The organism is Mesorhizobium sp. B2-3-7, assembly GCF_006442695.1.
Lineage (GTDB): Bacteria > Pseudomonadota > Alphaproteobacteria > Rhizobiales > Rhizobiaceae > Mesorhizobium.
In genome coordinates this window covers 235,692-253,017 of record NZ_VFVV01000008.1, presented here as the reverse complement: position 1 = coordinate 253,017, position 17,326 = coordinate 235,692, and the positions used below count along the sequence as shown (strand labels likewise).

Genomic DNA, 17,326 nt, shown 5'->3' with positions numbered 1-17,326 from the left:
TTGTGAGTGGATCAAAACCATGATCGACCGCATCGTTTCCGAACTCGGCCCGTGGAACTGGATGGTTCTGGGCTTCGTGCTTTTGGCGATGGAAATCATCGCACCGGGCATCTTCATGTTGTGGACCGGCATCGCCGCGCTGATCGTGGGCGCGGTATCGCTGCTGGTCTGGGATGCGGCCAGCTGGACCTGGCAGGTCCAAGTGCTCGTCTTCCTCGCGCTGTCGCTGGTCTCGGCATTGGTCGGCAAGAAACTCATCGGCGGACGCGACGAGCCGACCGACCAGCCGCTGCTCAACCGCCGTGGGGCGCAGATGATCGGCAGGATGGCGACGCTGGCCGAGCCGATCCGCGACGGCCGCGGCCGCATCAAGCTCGGCGACACGCTGTGGCGCGTCTCTGGCCCTGACCTGCCGGCCGGCACCCAGGTGCGCGTCACCGGAGCCGCCGACACCGATCTCGAACTGACCGTCGAGCGAGTGTGAAACCGGCTCCGCTCTAGCGCAATTCCAGGAAAAGTGTGTACGGTTTTCCGTCCGGAATTGTGCAGAAACAAAGAGATAGAGCAGTTCGCCGTTTCCGTGAAACGGTGAACTGCCCTACGCAGCGCCGATGCGCAAAAGATCGTGCAGGTGGACGAGCCCGACGGGCTTGTTGCCCTCCACCACCATCAGGCTGGTGATGGCTGAATTGTTGATCGTCTGCAGTGCGGTCGCCACCAGCGTGTCCGGCGCCGCGGTCTTGGGAGATCTCGTCATCACCTGATCGACGGTCATCGCCGTCAGGTTGCTGCCTATGTGACGCCTGATGTCGCCATCGGTGACGATGCCGATCAGCGCGCCGTCGGCGGCGGTGACCGCCACGCAGCCGAAGCCCTTGCGCGACAACTCCAGGATCGCGTCCTGCATGCCGGTGCCCGAAACGACCAGCGGCAATCTCTCGCCGACATGCATGATCTCGCGGATCTGCATCAGGTTGGCGCCGAGCTGGCCGCCGGGATGGAAGGTGCGGAAATGATCGGGCGTGAAACCCCGCGCCTCGAGCAGGGCGATCGCCAGTGCGTCGCCCATCACCAGTTGCAGCAGTGCCGATGTCGTCGGCGCCAGGCCATGCGGGCAGGCTTCCGGCGCACGCGGCAGCAAAAGCACGACATCGGCGGCGCGCGCCAGCGCCGATGTCTCACCGGACGTGATTGCAATGAGCGGGATGGAGAAGCGCCTGGAATAGGCGACGATGCCCATCATCTCCTTGCTTTCGCCCGACCATGACATGGCGATGATGGCATCGTCCCTGGCGATCATGCCGAGATCGCCGTGATTGGCTTCAGCGGGGTGGACGAAAAAGGCCGGCGTTCCGGTCGAGGCCAGGGTCGCGGCGATCTTCGAGCCGATATGGCCGCTTTTGCCGACGCCGGTGACGATGACCCGGCCTTCGATCCTCGAGATCATGTCGACCGCTTCGGCAAAGGGCTTCGCCAGCCCGTTTTCGAGCGCCTCGGCCAGCGCTGCCACTCCCGCCTGTTCGGTCGCCACCGTTCTTAGCGCCGAAGCGATCGAGGCCTGTCTGTCCAACGGCTTCTTGTCGAGGGATCGCGCATCCATGGCCGATGCGATTAGCGCTTTGTGCCGCGCCTGTCCAACGGAAATGCCTCCCCCGACCGTCTAGGAGAGCGGTTCGAATGAACGAAGCGCAAGGTCACGAATGTCGAGGCCTGGAACAATGAGCGCTTGGAAAAGCAATCGCCCCCCGCCTCAACCCTCCGTTAACCATCCCCATTTACGGTTCGGTAAGTATGGCGCGCGCTCGCGCCGCGCAAGCAGTGGTGGCGATGTCCGGGGCCCAGTCAGAAAAGACGAGAAGGCGAAAGAGCAAGGCTGCCTGCGCCTTGCTGCTGGCGACCAGCATCTTCGGCCTGCCGCGACCGACGCTGTCCTTCGCCCAGGAAACGGAGCTGCGCGGCGAGGTCTCGGAATCGGCGATCCTGTCCGACCAGCAGCGCAAAGCGAGACTGGCCGCCATAGCCGGTCAGGGTCAACAGCAGCCAGCGAATGCCGCCGGTCAGGACGACACGCCGTCGCGCACCTATCTGCCCGCCAGCGCCGGCGCTGCTCCTGACGATAGCGGTGCCGCCTCGCCCACTGGCAGCATCTTCGACCCGCCGGCGGCCGGTGACGACGTGACCGCCGACAATCCGCCTCCGCCCAAACCACGCCGGCCATCGGCCACCGGGCAGGCCAATGCGGACAAGGCCGCCGACAGGGCGAAGACAAAGAAAAAGAACACCACCGCGACGACCGACGCGACCACGACCGCCAGCACGGCCGACGATGCCGACGCCACCGTCACCGGCACCGACCAGGAGACCGCCAACCGCCGCGCCGTCACGATCGACAGCGTCGACCGGCAGCAGCTCGATCCGGGCGCCGAACGCACCGCTTCCATCGAAGGGCAGAAGAAGAAAATCGAGGACGATCCGTTCGCCGCTCCAGGCATCAAATGGGGCTCCTTCGTCATAAGGCCGACGCTGGAGCAGGGCCTGACCGCCACCTCGAACGGCGATTCCAGCAGTGCCGGCAAAGCGGCGCTGCTGTCCGAGACGGCACTGCGCTTTTCCGCCGCCTCCGACTGGCGCGAGAACTCCGCGACCATTGACGGTTATGGCCTCTTCCGCGAGACCGTCTCGGGCTACCCGGTTCACAATGAGCAAGGCCGCATCGAAGGCCAGCTCAATGTCGACCTCGACAACGAGCAACGCGCCGTCGCCAAGCTCGGTTACGAGGCCGTGCCGGAATCGGCCTCGTCGCCCGACGCCATTGCAGGCGTCAGCAAGCAACCGCTGCGCCAGACCATCGACGGCAGCCTCGGCATCGAAAAGGACGTCGGCAAGGCGCAATACACTTTGACCGGCGCGGTCTCGCACGACTTCTATGGCGACGCCAAGCTTTCTGACGACACCTCGCTGTCGCAGAAGGATCGTAACTCCACGCTTTATACGGCGACCTTGCGCACCGGCTACGAAATCTCCCCTGCCCTTACGCCTTTCACCGAAATCGAGCTCGGGCGCAGGGCCTATGATCAACGCTTCGACAATGAAGGCTTCGAGCGTTCATCAACGCGGCTTGGTGCCCGCGCCGGCCTCGAGCTCGACATGGGCGAGAAGCTCGCCGGCGAGTTCTCGGCCGGCTGGCTGCGGGAAGCGATCGACGACGACCGCCTGGGGGCGATCGCGGGTGCCACCGTGGACGCCGACCTGAAATGGTCGCCCGAACGCGGCACCACGATCGGCCTGACCGGGCGGACCACGGTCGAGCCCACGACCACCGCAGGTGAAAGCGGCGACATCCTCTATTCCGGCCGCCTCACGGCCGAACGCCAGATCCGCGCCAACCTGACCGGCAATGCCGCGCTGGGCCTGGACTGGCGCGATTATATCGGCATAGACGGCCATGACAGGGTGCTGAGCGCCGAAGCCGGGCTGACATGGTGGCTGAACCGCTATGCCGGCCTCACCACCCGCGCCAGGACCGAGAAGCTCACCAGCAACCTGCCTGGCCGCGACTACACCGCCAACAGCATCTATCTCGGCGTGAAGGTGCAGCGGTAAGCGCGGGCCGCTAAGCTGCGTGCCGCATCCGAGACATCGGCCAGACAGCGCCTCCCTTAAAGCGCCGCCACAACGTGCTCCGAAGGCGCCATCTCGTCGAGAAGCCTGCGGATAACGCCGGCCATGCTCTGGTTCATGTCGTTGCGCCAGAGCGCGAAGGCCACATTGGCCTCGACGAACCCTTCCGGCGATCCGCAATCGAAGGTGCGGCCCTGAAAGTGGTAGCCGTAGAAGGGCTGCTGCTTCTCCAGCTTCAGCATTGCGTCCGTGAGCTGGATCTCGTTTCCGGCGCCCTTCTCCTGGCCTTCGAGGATTTTGAAAATCTCGGGCTGCAATATGTAGCGGCCATTGATGTAGAGATTGGAGGGCGCGGTGCCGGTCTTCGGCTTTTCCACCATCTCGGTGATGCGGAAGCCATGATGGGTGGCTTCGCCCCGGCCGACGATGCCGTATTTATGGGTCTCGGCGGGATCGCATTCCTGAACCGCGATAATGTTGTTGCCGGTCTCGGCATAGAGGTCGACCATGTCCCTCATGCAGCTCTTTTCCGACTGCATGATCATGTCGGGCAACAAGAGCGCGAACGGCTCGTCGCCGACCAGTTCGCGCGCGCACCAGACGGCATGGCCAAGTCCGAGCGGCACCTGCTGGCGAGTGAAGCTGGTCTGTCCCGGCCCGGGCTGCAGCCGCTGCAGCCTGGCGAGCTGGTCGTCCTTGCCGCGCTGGGCGAGCGTGTCATAGAGCTCGAACTGGATATCGAAGTGATCCTCGATGACCGCCTTGTTGCGCCCGGTGACGAAGATGAAATGCTCGATGCCTGCCTCGCGCGCCTCGTCCACCACGTATTGGATGACGGGCCGGTCGACGACGGTAAGCATTTCCTTGGGGACGGCCTTGGTGGCCGGGAGAAACCGCGTGCCGAGACCTGCGACCGGGAAAACTGCCTTGCGAACTCTCTTCATGCCTTCAATTATCCGTTTGCAGGCCGGCTCCGCAATCCCGCGCCGCGACATTTTCACGCCGGAATTGAGGATTATCGGGCGAATGAAGGGAAACTTGCACCGGTAGAAGCATCGAGGCGCCTTTTCGTTCCAGGGGCGGCCTATGGTAAACCAATTCCTAACCTGGTTCGGCGATGAATGGTCTTTCCCAAGACGGAGAAGGAGGAAAAGATGTCCGTTCGCAATGCCGCAAAGCGTTTCACCAGCGTCATGACGGCCGCCAGCCTCTCGCTCGCCATGCTGATGCCTGCCGGGCCGGCCTTCGCCGATGCCGGCTTCCGGCAATGGGTCGCCGGCTTCCGCGCCACCGCGGTGCAGGGGGGCGTTTCCGGCGCCGTCTATGACCGCGCCTTCAGGGGCATCGACGAACCCGATCCGGTGGTGCTGGAAAAAGCCCGAACCCAGCCGGAATTCACCGCGCCCGCCTGGGATTATTTCGACAACCGCGTCCACGACCAGTCGGTCGCGGTCGGCCAGCAGATGGCCAGGAAATGGAAGCCGTGGCTGGACAGGATCGAGGCGAGGTTCGGCGTTGACCGCAACGTCCTGCTGGCCATCTGGTCGATGGAATCCAACTATGGCGAGATCCTCAAGCGCGACGACATCATGCGCAATGTCGTCCGCTCGCTGGCGACCCTGGCCTATGGCGATCAGAAGCGGTCGAAATATGCCCGCACGCAACTGGTCGCCGCACTGAAGATCCTCCAGACCGGCGACATCGACGAGAGCCACCTCATGGGTTCCTGGGCGGGCGCCATGGGCCAGACCCAGTTCATCCCGACCAGCTACCAGCACTATGCCGTGGACATGGACGGCAACGGCAAGCGCGACATCTGGAATTCCATTCCCGATGCCTTGGCGACATCAGCCAATCTGCTCAAGAAGAATGGCTGGCAGGCCGGCAAGACCTGGGGCTACGAGGTGGCCTTGCCGGCCGGCAAGCTGCCCGCAGGCTCCAGGACGCTGGCGCAATGGCAGGCGCTCGGCGTGGTCAGGGCGAGCGGCAAGCCGTTCAGGAACCTCAGCGACAAGGCGACGTTGAAAGTACCGGATGGCCGCGGCGGCCCCGCTTTCCTGATGATCAGGAATTTCTCGGTCATCAAGGCCTACAACAATGCCGACAAATACGCGCTTGCCGTTGGTCTTCTTGCCGACGAGATCGCCGGTTCCACCGGCCTCGTACAGGACTGGAAACGGCCTTTCACCAAGCTGACGTTCGAGGAAAGGCAGGAATTGCAGAAGCGGCTCTCCCAGCACGGCCTTTATGACGGCAAATTCGACGGCAAGATCGGCGACGGGTCGAAGTCGGCCATCATGGCCTATCAGGCAAAGGTCGGCTTGACCCAGGACGGCTATCCGAGCATGGAAGTGCTAAAATGGCTCAGGCAAAAATAGGGCCTGTCATGAACTGAGGAGGAGCGATTGGCTTGGGCTGCGCGCATCGGGACGTTCGTTCTCCGCATGCTGGTGCTGTTCCTGGCCGTCGCCGTGCTCGCCGTCGCCATGGCAGGCGCCTTCCATGCGCCCGCCATGGCGCAGGAGCAGCAAAGCCGCGGCTGGTCATTGCGTGACCTTCTGTTCCCGCGCCGCAGCGAGCGGATCGAGCCGCCGCTGGACATCCAGAAACCAAGGCCCAGGCCCAAGGCAAAAAAGCCGCGCGCGCCGCGTCCGCCCGCGGAACCGGAAATCCCGATCGCCGAGAAGGCGCCGGACGCCCGGGTCGTCCTGGTGGTCGGCGATTTCATGGCGGCCGGGCTCGCCGAAGGTCTAGACACCGCCTTTGCCGAGAATACCGGCGTCAGGATCGTCGTTCGCTCCAATGGCTCGTCGGGCTTCGTGCGCGATGATTTCTACAATTGGCCAGAACAGATCAAATCATTGATAGAGACCGAAAAGCCCGCCGCCGTGGTCGTGATGCTCGGTTCCAACGACCGCCAGCCGATGAAGGTGGGGGATGTGCGCGAGCAGCCCCGTTCCGAGAGCTGGACCAAGGAATACGAACGTCGCACCGAAGCGTTCGGCAAGGCCATCGCCACGGCCAAGGTGCCTTTCCTGTGGGTCGGCATGCCGGCGTTCAGGGTTTCGAAGATGACATCCGACATGCTCGCCTTCAACGACATCTACCGTCAGGCGGCCGAAAGCCATGGCGGCGAATTCGTCGATATCTGGGATGGATTCGTCGACGAGAACGGCGCCTTCGTCACCAGTGGCCCCGACATCAACGGCCAGCCCGTGCGGCTGCGCTCCGATGACGGCATCAACATGTCGAAGGCCGGCAAGCGCAAGCTCGCCTTCTATACCGAAAAGCCGTTGATGAAGGTCCTGGGCCTGGCCGCGCCGGGAAGCGTCGCCCCGACCGCTGCTCCTGCCGGCGCGCCGGTCGAGGCGCCGGCGCCGGCCGCCGCTCCCATCGTCATTGACCGCACCGCGCCGATGCTGCTCAGCGATCCGGCGCTCGACGGCGGCACGGAACTGCTCGGCGCCGGACCGCCCGCGAAGGCCAACCCGGGCCTGCCCGGCGAAAAACTGGTGGTCGAGGGCAAGGCGCCGGTGGCTTCGCCCGGCCGCGCCGACGATTTCGCCTGGCCGCCGAAGACAAATCCGGCAGCCGCGGCCGCCGCGGCTGGCACGACGACGGCCATCACTCCTTAGCAGCGCGGAGGGCCGAAACCGGTTTTCGGAACTCGCTGCTGCGAGCCATAGGATGGCGTTTTCAAGAACCGGAGCGAGCGTATTTTTTGGGTACGGGAGCACCGGAAGCGCAGAAAACGCCTTATGGCCGCAGCAGTAGAGTTTCCAAACGGGCTCAGCGGGGCAGGACGCTCGAACCCATCAATGCCTCGTCGATCGAACGCGCCGCCTGCCGACCCTCGCGGATCGCCCAGACCACCAGCGACTGGCCGCGGCGCACGTCACCCGCGGCATAGAGCCTGTCGACGCTGGTCCGGTAGTCGCGGTCATTGGCCTCGACATTGCGGGAGCGTCGGCTGTCGGTGACGATCTTCATCTCCCCTTCGAGCTCCGACACCACGCCGGCCATGGCCGGCCCGGCAAAGCCGATGGCGATGAAGGCGAGATCGGCGCGGATGACGAACTCGGTGCCGACGATCGGTCGGCGCTTGTCGTCGACCTCGCAGCATTTGACACCGGTCAGCTGGCCTTCCTCGCCGATGAATTCGAGTGTCGCCACCTGGAATTCGCGCTCGGCGCCCTCGGCCTGCGAGGAGGAGGTGCGCATCTTGGTCGCCCAGTAGGGCCAGACGGCGAGCTTGTCTTCCTTCTCCGGCGGCTGCGGACGGATGTCGAGCTGCGTGACGCGCACGGCGCCTTGGCGGAAGGCGGTGCCGACGCAGTCGGAAGCGGTATCGCCGCCGCCGACGACGACGACATGCTGGCCGCTGGCGATGATCGGGTGCGACGGCCACGCCACCGACTGGATCGGCTCGCCGCCGACACGCCGGTTCTGCTGCACTAGGTAGGGCATCGCGTCATAGACGCCGCCGAGATCGTCGCCGGGGATGTTGGCCGCACGCGGAGTCTCGGATCCGCCGCAATAGAGCACCGCGTCATGTTCGGCGAGCAGTTCGGCCACGGGTTTGTCGATGCCGACATTGACGCCGCAATGGAAGGTCACGCCTTCGCCCTGCATCTGCTCGATGCGGCGATCGATATAGTGCTTCTCGATCTTGAAGTCGGGAATGCCATAGCGCATCAGCCCGCCTGGCCGGCTTTCGCGTTCGTAGACATGGACATCATGGCCGGCGCGGCCGAGCTGCTGGGCGGCGGCCATGCCGGCCGGGCCGGAGCCGATGACGGCGACGCGCTTGCCCGTCTTCCTCTCCGGCGGATAGGGCCTGATATGGCCGGTCTCGTAGGCCTTGTCGGCGATCGCCTGCTCGACCGTCTTGATGGCCACCGGAATGTCCTCGAGGTTCAGCGTGCAGGCTTCCTCGCAAGGCGCGGGGCAGATGCGGCCGGTGAATTCGGGGAAATTGTTGGTCGAATGCAGGTTGCGGATCGCATTGTCCCAGTCCCTGTTATAGACGAGGTCGTTCCAGTCCGGGATCTGGTTGTGGATCGGGCAGCCGGTCGGCCCGTGACAGAACGGGATGCCGCAGTCCATGCAGCGCGCGGCCTGTTTCTCGACCTCCTTGTCCGACATCGGCAGCGTAAACTCGCGGAAATGCCGGATGCGGTCGGAGGCCGGCTGGTACTTGTGCACCTGCCGGTCGATCTCGAGAAAGCCTGTTACCTTGCCCATAGTCCAGTTCCTGCTGTCCAGATGGTGCGGTTTTCGCCGCACCCGTTAACCTCTTCAGGCAGCCGTGGCAACCTTCCGCGAGAGGTCAAATTATCAGTGACATGGAGCCGGGAAGCCTGGGCTTCCCGGCCTTTGCGAAGATCTATTCGGCCGCCACGCTCATGCGCATGCGTTCCATCTCGATCAGCGCGCGGCGGTATTCGACCGGCATGATCTTGCGGAATTTCGGCCGGAACGCCGCCCAATTGTCGAGGATCTCGCGGCCGCGCACCGAACCCGTATAGTGCACGTGGTTCGAGATCAGCTGATAGAGCCGCTCCTCGTCATGGCTGGTCATGTCACCCGAGACGTCGACGCGGCCCTTGTGGTCGAGGTCGCCGCCATGATGCAGCAGCTTTTCCATCAGGTCGTCTTCTTCCGGCACCGGCTCCAGCTCGACCATGGCCATGTTGCAGCGCTCGGCGAAATCGCCCGCCTCGTCCAGCACATAGGCAACGCCGCCCGACATGCCGGCGGCGAAGTTGCGGCCGGTCTTGCCGATGACGACGACGATGCCACCGGTCATGTATTCGCAGCCATGGTCGCCGACGCCCTCGACGACGGTGACGACGCCCGAGTTGCGCACCGCGAAGCGCTCGCCGGCGACACCGGCAAAATAAGCCTCGCCTTCGGTAGCGCCATAGAGCACCGTGTTGCCGACGATGATGGACTCGGCCGCGACGATCTTGGCTTCATCCGGCGGCCGGATGACGATGCGGCCGCCCGACAGGCCCTTGCCGACATAGTCGTTGCCGGCGCCGACCAGCTCGAAGGAGATGCCGCGCGCCAGGAAGGCGCCGAAGGACTGGCCGGCGGTCCCGGTCAGCTTCACCTGGATCGTATCCTCGCGCAGGCCCTTGTGCTTGAAGCGCTTGGCGACCTCGCCCGACAGCATGGCGCCCGCCGAACGATCGACATTGCGGATGTCGACCTCGATCTTGACCGGCTGCTTGGCCTCCAGTGCCGGCTTGGCCAGCTCGATCAGCTTGCGGTCGAGCACGTCGTCGATCGGGTGCTTCTGCCGCTCGGTCCAGTGCACCGCCTCATGTGGCGCATCGGGCTTGTAGAACATCCTCGAGAAGTCGAGCCCGCGCGCCTTCCAATGCTGGATCACGTCGCGCTTTTCCAGGAGATCGGCGTCGCCGATGATCTGGTCGATATGGGTGAAGCCCATTTCGGCAAGCAGTCCGCGCACCTCTTCAGCGACATAGAAGAAGAAGTTGATGACGTGCTCGGGCGTGCCCTTGAAGCGCTTGCGCAGCACCGGATCCTGCGTCGCCACGCCGACCGGGCAGGTGTTGAGATGGCATTTGCGCATCATGATGCAGCCGGCCGCGATCAGCGGCGCGGTCGAGAAGCCGAACTCGTCGGCGCCGAGCAGCGCGCCGATGATGACGTCGCGGCCTGTGCGCAATCCGCCATCGACCTGCAGCGCCACGCGCGACCTGAGACCGTTGAGCACCAGCGTCTGGTGCGTCTCGGCAAGGCCCATCTCCCACGGGCTGCCGGCATGCTTGAGCGACGTCAGCGGCGAGGCACCCGTGCCGCCATCGTAGCCCGAGATGGTGATGTGGTCGGCGCGCGCCTTGGCGACGCCCGCCGCGACCGTGCCGACCCCGACCTCCGACACCAGCTTGACCGAAATGTCGGCCGCCGGGTTGACGTTCTTCAGATCGTAGATCAGCTGCGCCAGATCCTCGATCGAATAGATGTCGTGATGCGGCGGCGGCGAGATCAGGCCGACGCCGGGCGTCGAGTGCCGGACCTTGGCGATGGTGGCGTCGACCTTGTGGCCGGGCAACTGGCCGCCCTCGCCGGGCTTGGCGCCTTGCGCCACCTTGATCTGCATGACGTCGGAGTTGACGAGATATTCGGCCGTCACGCCGAACCGTCCGGAAGCGATCTGCTTGATCGCCGAACGTTCGGGGTTCTTGCCGCCGCCGGGCAGCGGCAGATAGCGGTCTGCCTCCTCGCCGCCCTCGCCAGTGTTCGACTTGCCGCCGATGGCGTTCATGGCGCGCGCCAGCGTCGTATGCGCTTCCCTGGAGATCGAGCCGAACGACATCGCGCCGGTCGAGAAACGCTTGACGATCTCGGCCGCGGGCATGACGTCGTCGAGCGCGACCTTCTTGCGGCCGGTATCTTCCGCCAGCTTGATCTTGAACAGGCCACGAATGGTCTGCGCGCGCGCCGTCTCGCTGTCGATCTGCGCGGAATACTCCTTGAAGGTCTCCCAGGACCCCTGGCGCACGGCGTGCTGCAAGGTGGCGACCGCGTCGGGCGACCACATATGCGCCTCGCCGCGCATCCGGAACAGATATTCGCCGCCGACATCCAGGCTGTTGCGCAGCACCGGATCGTTGCCGAAACCATCCGTATGGCGCCTGAAGGTCTCCTCGGCGATCTCGTCCAGCCCGACGCCTTCGATCAGCGTGGCGGTGCCGGTGAAATACTTCTCCACGAAATCGGTCTTCAGCCCGATCGCGTCGAAGATCTGCGCGCCGCAATAGGACTGGTAGGTCGAGATGCCCATCTTCGACATCACCTTGAGGATGCCCTTGCCGATCGACTTGATGTAGCGCGACACGACTTCGTAGGCGTCGACCTCTTCCGGCAATTCGCCGCGCTTGTGCATGTCGAGCAGCGTGTCGAAGGCGAGATAGGGATTGATCGCTTCGGCGCCGTAGCCGGCAAGACAGCAGAAATGATGCACTTCGCGCGGCTCGCCGGATTCCACGACGAGCCCGACCGAAGTACGCAGCCCCTTGCGGATCAGATGATGATGCACCGCGGCCGTGGCCAGAAGCGCGGGAATGGCGATGCGGTCCGGCCCGAGCTGGCGGTCGGACAGGATGATGATGTTGTAGCCGCCGGCGACCGCCGCTTCCGCCCGCTCGCACAGCCGATCGATGGCGCCCTGCATGCCGGCCGCGCCCTCGATCGAGGCATAGGTGATGTCGATCGTCTTGGTGTCGAACCGATCCTCGGTGTGGCCGATGGAGCGGATCTTTTCGAGATCGCCATTGGTCAGGATCGGCTGGCGCACTTCCAGCCGCTTGCGGCGCGAACTGCCGACCAGGTCGAAAATGTTGGGCCGCGGGCCGATGAAGGACACCAGGCTCATCACCAGTTCCTCGCGGATCGGATCGATCGGCGGATTGGTGACCTGGGCGAAGTTCTGCTTGAAATAGGTGTAGAGCAGCTTCGATCTGTCCGACATCGCCGAGATCGGCGTGTCGGTGCCCATCGAACCGACGGCTTCCTGGCCTGTGGTGGCCATCGGCGACATCAAGAGCTTGGTGTCTTCCTGGGTGTAGCCGAACGCCTGCTGGCGGTCGAGCAGGCTGACATCCTTGCGCAGCGCGCGCGGCTCGACCGGCTTCAGGTCCTCCAGGATGAGCTGCGTATTGGCGAGCCAGGTCTTGTAGGGATGCCTGGTGGCGATCTCCGACTTGATCTCCTCGTCGGAAACGATGCGGCCCTTGGCAAGATCGATCAAGAGCATGCGGCCGGGCTGCAGCCGCCACTTCTGGACGATCTTTTCCTCCGGCACAGGCAGCGCGCCGGCCTCCGACGCCATGATGACCCGGTCGTCGTCGGTGACGATGTAGCGCGCTGGCCGCAAGCCGTTGCGGTCGAGCGTGGCGCCGATCTGGCGCCCGTCGGTGAAGGCGACCGCGGCGGGCCCGTCCCACGGCTCCATCAGCGCCGCGTGGTATTCGTAGAAGGCCTTGCGGTCGGCGTCCATGAGCTTGTTGCCGGCCCAGGCTTCCGGGATCAGCATCATCATGGCGTGGCTGAGGCTGTATCCGCCCTGGAACAGGAACTCGAGCGCATTGTCGAAACATGCGGTGTCGGACTGGCCCTCATAGGAGATCGGCCAGAGCTTGGAGATGTTGTTGCCGAACAGCTCCGAATCCACCGACGCCTGGCGCGCCGCCATCCAGTTGTTGTTGCCGCGCACGGTGTTGATCTCGCCATTGTGCGCGACCATGCGATAGGGATGCGCCAGCTTCCACGAGGGGAAGGTGTTGGTGGAGAAGCGCTGGTGGACCAGGATCAGCGCCGTTTCGAAGCGCGGATCGGACAGGTCCTTGTAATAGGCTCCGACCTGATAGGCCAGGAACATGCCCTTGTAGACGATGGTGCGCGCCGACAGCGACACGCAGTAGGCGCCGATGTCCTTGTTGTCGTTCTCGGCGTAGATGCGGCCCGATATGACCTTGCGCAGCAGATAGAGCCTGGCCTCGTACTCCTCGTCGTCGGGAATGTCGGCCGTGCGTCCGATGAAGACCTGCCGGTGGAACGGCTCGGATGCCACGATATCCGGGGCCTTGGAGAGCGACGAATTGTCGACCGGCACGTCACGGAAGCCGAGCAGCGGCAGCCCCTCGGACTGCGCCGATTCGGCAATGATGTCCTCGACATGGGCGCGCAGCGCGGCATCCTGCGGCATGAACCAATGGCCGACGCCATACTGCCCCGCCGGCGGCAGCTCGACGCCCTGCGCGGCCATCTCCTCGCGGAAGAAGCCGTCGGGAATCTGCACCAGCACGCCCGCGCCGTCGCCCATCAGCGGATCGGCGCCGACGGCGCCGCGATGCGTCAGGTTTTCGAGCATGGAAAGCCCGTCCTCGACGATCGTGTGCGACTTCGCGCCCTTCATGTTGACGATGAAGCCGACACCGCAGGCATCGTGCTCGTTGCGGGGATCGTAAAGGCCCTGGGCGGTCAAACCGGTGCGGCGGGTATTGGCCAGGGTTTTGACGGCTGCCGCTTTCGTCTGCGCGGCCTTGCCGTTCGTCGCAGCGTGCGTCAATTCCGTCATCGTCCTGTCCTCCATTCCGCGTCCTTGCGGGCGCTGGTTTGCCTCGGGAAGCGCATTGCTTCCCCTTCATCCTTACGGCACGTCTTGCGAAATCCTTGCCGAACCATGCGGCTCGCCGCGCGGTTCGCATCCGGTATCGTACAGGCCAGAGCACGGCCGTCCACCTGTCGCTCGCGGCAAAAGCCGGAGAGGCTTAGAATACGCCAATCCAGCCTGTTTTGCGCGACAAAATAAGACAGCACTACTGTCCTAAATTTTTATGGCAGAAAAGCCGGGCGCATACAAGACCGATTCACAAAAAACTTCGGCGTTCCGCGACACAAAGTTTCGTGAAATACCCGCTAAACGCAAGCTTCCGTCCCTGCCGGTTTTCGGCAGTTCGCTGGCTTTACCCGTTTTCTGGCGTCTGGCCCTTGCGAGCCAGCCATGAAACCGGTCAAGGTTGCAGCGATTTTCCCAGCACAGGCAGATGCATGTTCTTCGCTTCCGACAATTGGGCAGGCGCCCACCCCAACATCGCCTCCGGTCTCTCGGCCCACGCCGGCGGCTTTTCCACTGCCTATGGCGATGGCGCGCTCGACCAGGCCGTCTGCCAGCGCTTCAGCGAAATCTTCGAACGCGAGGTTGCGGTGTTCTTCGTGGCCACCGGCACCGCCGCCAATTCGCTGGCGCTGACCGCCTACAACAAGCCCGGCGGCATTTCCTTCGCTCATCGCGAATCGCATGTCATCGAAGATGAGTGCGGCGCACCGGAATATTTCTCCGGCGGCTCGCGGCTGCATGCCGTCGATGGCGCGCTGGGCCGGATCGATCCGCACAATCTGGAAACGGCGATCGGCCGTTTCGCCGGCGAGGTGGTCCATTGGGGCCGGCCGATGGCGGTCTCGATCACCCAGTCGACGGAGGTCGGCACGGTCTACGGCCTGCATGACATCGCCGCGATCTCGGCCATCGCGCGGCAACATTCCGTGCCATTGCATATGGACGGCGCCCGCTTTGCCAATGCACTGGTCGCGCTCGACACGACGCCCGCCGAAATGACCTGGAAAAGTGGCGTCGACATACTGTCTTTCGGCGGCACCAAGAACGGCTGCTGGTGCGCCGAGGCGATCGTGCTGTTCGATCTCGAGCGTGCCCGGGAATTGGCCTTCCTGCGCAAGCGCGCCGCCCAGCTGTTTTCCAAATCGCGCTTTATCGCGGCACAGTTCGAGGCTTATTTCCGCGACGGCCTGTGGCTCGACACCGCCAGGCACGCCAATGCCATGGCTGCCCGCCTTGCCGCGGCGATCGAGGATTCCCAGACGGCGAAACTGGCTTGGCTGCCGCAAGCGAACGAGGTTTTCGCGGTGATGAAAAAGGCTGAAGCCGACAGGCTGCAGGCGGCGGGTGCTGTTTTCTACGACTGGCACAAGCCGCATGGCTTCGAAGGCCATATCGGCGAGGACGAATTGCTTTATCGCTTCGTCACCAGTTTTGCGACGACGTCAGAGGAAGTCGACCGCTTTGGCCAGTTGATCGCCGGGTAATTGCTGTTCCCGGCAAATAAAAAAGAAGCGGCGCCTTTCGGCGCCGCTTCCGTCTCGGGAGGAGACTTAGGGATTACGCAGCGGTCTTGGCCTCGATCTGCTTGGCCTTGGCCGGAGCCGAAGTGATCGCGATCTTGCGCGGCTTCAGTTCCTCGGGGATGTTGCGCTTCAGGTCGACAAAGAGCAGGCCGTTCTTCAGCGTGGCGCCCACGACCTCGACGTGGTCGGCAAGCTGGAAGCGGCGCTCGAAGGCCCTGGAGGCAATGCCGCGATAGAGCAGTTCGGAACCCTCGCCGGTGCCCTCATCCTTGCGCTCGCCTTTCACGGTCAGCACATTGCGGTGGGCCTCGATCGAGATCTCCTCGTCCGAGAAGCCGGCGACAGCCATCGAGATGCGGTAGGCATCCTCACCGGTGCGCTCGATATTGTAGGGCGGATAGGTCTGCGCGCCATCGGGCTGCGCAAGGGAATCAAGCATGGTGAAGAGACGGTCGAAGCCGACGGTCGAGCGATAGAGCGGGGAAAAATCAACGTGACGCATGGTGTGTTCTCCTGTTGAGCAACAAGGTTTGCGTTTGGCCGGTGCGAAACCCGTGAGCGGCGTTCCGGTTTGACCAGCGGCCCCGACATTGGCGGCCGCAATCCACATTTGGGGAGCGGGCAAAGCCATTTCAAGATTTTGCCTCCCGGCAAAAATCGAGGATGAACGGCAGATGAACCGGCGCTTTTGCGCGCGTTCAGACAGCCGCCGCTAGACTGCTCTCGACATCAAGGACAAGCGGCGCCGGATTTGCATGGACCGGGCGCCGCGACGAGGCCGAACCGGGTGCAACGTCCCTTCCTCCCGGATCGACAGGGGCCGGAAGCGCGCTCATAGCGGCTTCCGGCCTTCCCTGTTGCCGATCCGACGCTCCCGGAATTCCTTTGCTTTTGGCCCATGGACGGCTATCAACCTTGGCGAGGCCGGCCACGACAGGCAGGCATGCGAGACGCCGAGCACGAAGCGCCGAATGACGGATCTCCCTTTTCACGAAACTCCCCTTTTTCATGAAACTGAGGGCAACCCGCGACCGGAAAACGCCACCGGCGGCTTTTTCACCGCACGCGACGGCAAGAAGATACGCTATGGCCTGTTCGCCGCGGTCGCCCGCCCGATGAAGGGCACCGTGGTGCTGCTGTCCGGCCGCAACGAGTGCATCGAGAAATATTTCGAAACCATTCGCGATCTTGCGGCGCGCGGTTTTGGCGTCGCCACGCTTGACTGGCGCGGCCAAGGCGACTCCGACCGGCTGATCCGCGATCGCCAGCGCGGCTATATCAGGTCCTTCCGCGACCACACGGCCGACCTTGAACAGTTCTTCGAGGAGATCGTGCTGCCGGACTGCCGCGGGCCGTACTACATCCTTGCCCATTCGGCCGGCGCCGTGATCACGCTGCTTGCTTCGCCCTCCATGGTCAACCGCGTGCGGCGCATGGTGCTGATCGCGCCGTTCTTCACCTTGCCCGACCTGCCCGTCTCGATCCGGACGGTCCGCCGCGTCTGTTCGCTGTTTTGTGCCCTGGGCCTTGGCCGGCTTTACGCCGCCTGGGGGCCGCGGCCGAAGGTTACCGCTCCCTTCGACACCAACAAGGTAACGACGGATCCGGAACGCTACCGCCGCAACACCAAGATCTACGAGGATCACCCGCAACTGGCGCTTGGCGGCCCGACGATCCGCTGGCTGAGAGCGGCTGCCGAAGCCGCGGAAGCGGTAAGCGATCCCGAATTCATGGCCCGCATCCGGGTCCCCCTGCTGGTCATCGCCGCCGGTGCCGATCAGGTCGTCTCGACCAAGGCCGTGGAAGCCTATGCCAGGCGTCTGCGCCTCGGCTCGCTGCTCATGATCGACGGCGCGCGTCACGAGATCCTGCAGGAGGCCGACATCTACCGCGAGCAATTCCTCGCCGCCTTCGACGCTTTCATTCCCGGCAGCGACGACCCGACGGCCTGATGGCGCGTATTGCCGAGACCGGAGCCGGTCCGGCGCCGGCTCATGCCTGGTTGGCGAAATTCCATAATCCGGTTGGC

The 17,326-nt window shown here is 64.1% G+C and carries 11 protein-coding genes; 6 read left to right on the top strand and 5 right to left on the bottom strand.

Translation table 11 applies throughout. The annotated features are described in order from the left end of the window. Positions 1–19: 19 nt before the first annotated feature. Complete coding sequence (locus FJ940_RS17900; protein WP_140496280.1) at positions 20–484, top strand: NfeD family protein; 465 nt, start codon at positions 20–22, stop codon at positions 482–484. A 114-nt stretch (positions 485–598) separates the two neighbouring features. Here FJ940_RS17900 and FJ940_RS17895 read toward each other — a convergent pair whose 3' ends face one another. Then, complete coding sequence (locus FJ940_RS17895; RefSeq protein WP_140496281.1) at positions 599–1,600, bottom strand: KpsF/GutQ family sugar-phosphate isomerase; 1,002 nt, start codon at positions 1,598–1,600, stop codon at positions 599–601. A 227-nt stretch (positions 1,601–1,827) separates the two neighbouring features. On the opposite strand from FJ940_RS17895, the gene FJ940_RS17890 reads away from it, so the two are divergent. Continuing rightward, the gene (locus FJ940_RS17890) at positions 1,828–3,603 is read left to right on the top strand and encodes an outer membrane beta-barrel protein (RefSeq protein ID WP_181171780.1); all 1,776 of its coding nucleotides are present in this window, start codon (positions 1,828–1,830) and stop codon (positions 3,601–3,603) included. 56 nt (positions 3,604–3,659) lie between these two features. Here FJ940_RS17890 and galU read toward each other — a convergent pair whose 3' ends face one another. Then, positions 3,660–4,574, bottom strand: coding sequence for a UTP--glucose-1-phosphate uridylyltransferase GalU (galU, locus tag FJ940_RS17885; RefSeq protein ID WP_181168598.1), 915 nt, complete (start codon positions 4,572–4,574; stop codon positions 3,660–3,662). Between the two features lie 201 nt (positions 4,575–4,775). On the opposite strand from galU, the gene FJ940_RS17880 reads away from it, so the two are divergent. Then, complete coding sequence (locus FJ940_RS17880) at positions 4,776–5,999, top strand: lytic murein transglycosylase (RefSeq protein WP_140496283.1); 1,224 nt, start codon at positions 4,776–4,778, stop codon at positions 5,997–5,999. Positions 6,000–6,026: 27 nt separating this feature from the next. Further along, positions 6,027–7,256, top strand: a complete 1,230-nt coding sequence (locus FJ940_RS17875) for a DUF459 domain-containing protein (protein ID WP_140657357.1) — start codon at positions 6,027–6,029, stop codon at positions 7,254–7,256. A gap of 154 nt (positions 7,257–7,410) precedes the next feature. Here FJ940_RS17875 and FJ940_RS17870 read toward each other — a convergent pair whose 3' ends face one another. Next, a complete protein-coding gene (locus tag FJ940_RS17870; protein ID WP_140522407.1) occupies positions 7,411–8,865 on the bottom strand; it encodes a glutamate synthase subunit beta in 1,455 nt (484 codons plus the stop codon). A gap of 142 nt (positions 8,866–9,007) precedes the next feature. Then, positions 9,008–13,732 carry a glutamate synthase large subunit gene (gltB, locus tag FJ940_RS17865; RefSeq protein WP_140657355.1) on the bottom strand — a complete coding sequence of 1,575 codons (4,725 nt, stop codon included), beginning with the start codon at positions 13,730–13,732 and terminating at the stop codon, positions 9,008–9,010. A gap of 473 nt (positions 13,733–14,205) precedes the next feature. Here gltB and FJ940_RS17860 point away from each other — a divergent pair, with 473 nt between their 5' ends. Continuing rightward, positions 14,206–15,258: a low specificity L-threonine aldolase gene (locus FJ940_RS17860; RefSeq protein WP_140513688.1), complete on the top strand. Its 1,053-nt coding sequence runs from the start codon at positions 14,206–14,208 to the stop codon at positions 15,256–15,258. Positions 15,259–15,331: 73 nt separating this feature from the next. Here the strand turns inward: FJ940_RS17860 and FJ940_RS17855 are convergent, their stop codons facing one another. Then, positions 15,332–15,799 (bottom strand): Hsp20 family protein, encoded by a 468-nt coding sequence (locus FJ940_RS17855; protein WP_140496288.1) that lies wholly within the window; start codon positions 15,797–15,799, stop codon positions 15,332–15,334. Between the two features lie 469 nt (positions 15,800–16,268). Between FJ940_RS17855 and FJ940_RS17850 the strand changes: the two genes are divergently transcribed. After that, on the top strand, positions 16,269–17,249 hold the full coding sequence (locus FJ940_RS17850) for an alpha/beta hydrolase (protein ID WP_140566186.1): 981 nt from the start codon (positions 16,269–16,271) through the stop codon (positions 17,247–17,249). Positions 17,250–17,326 lie beyond the last annotated feature (77 nt).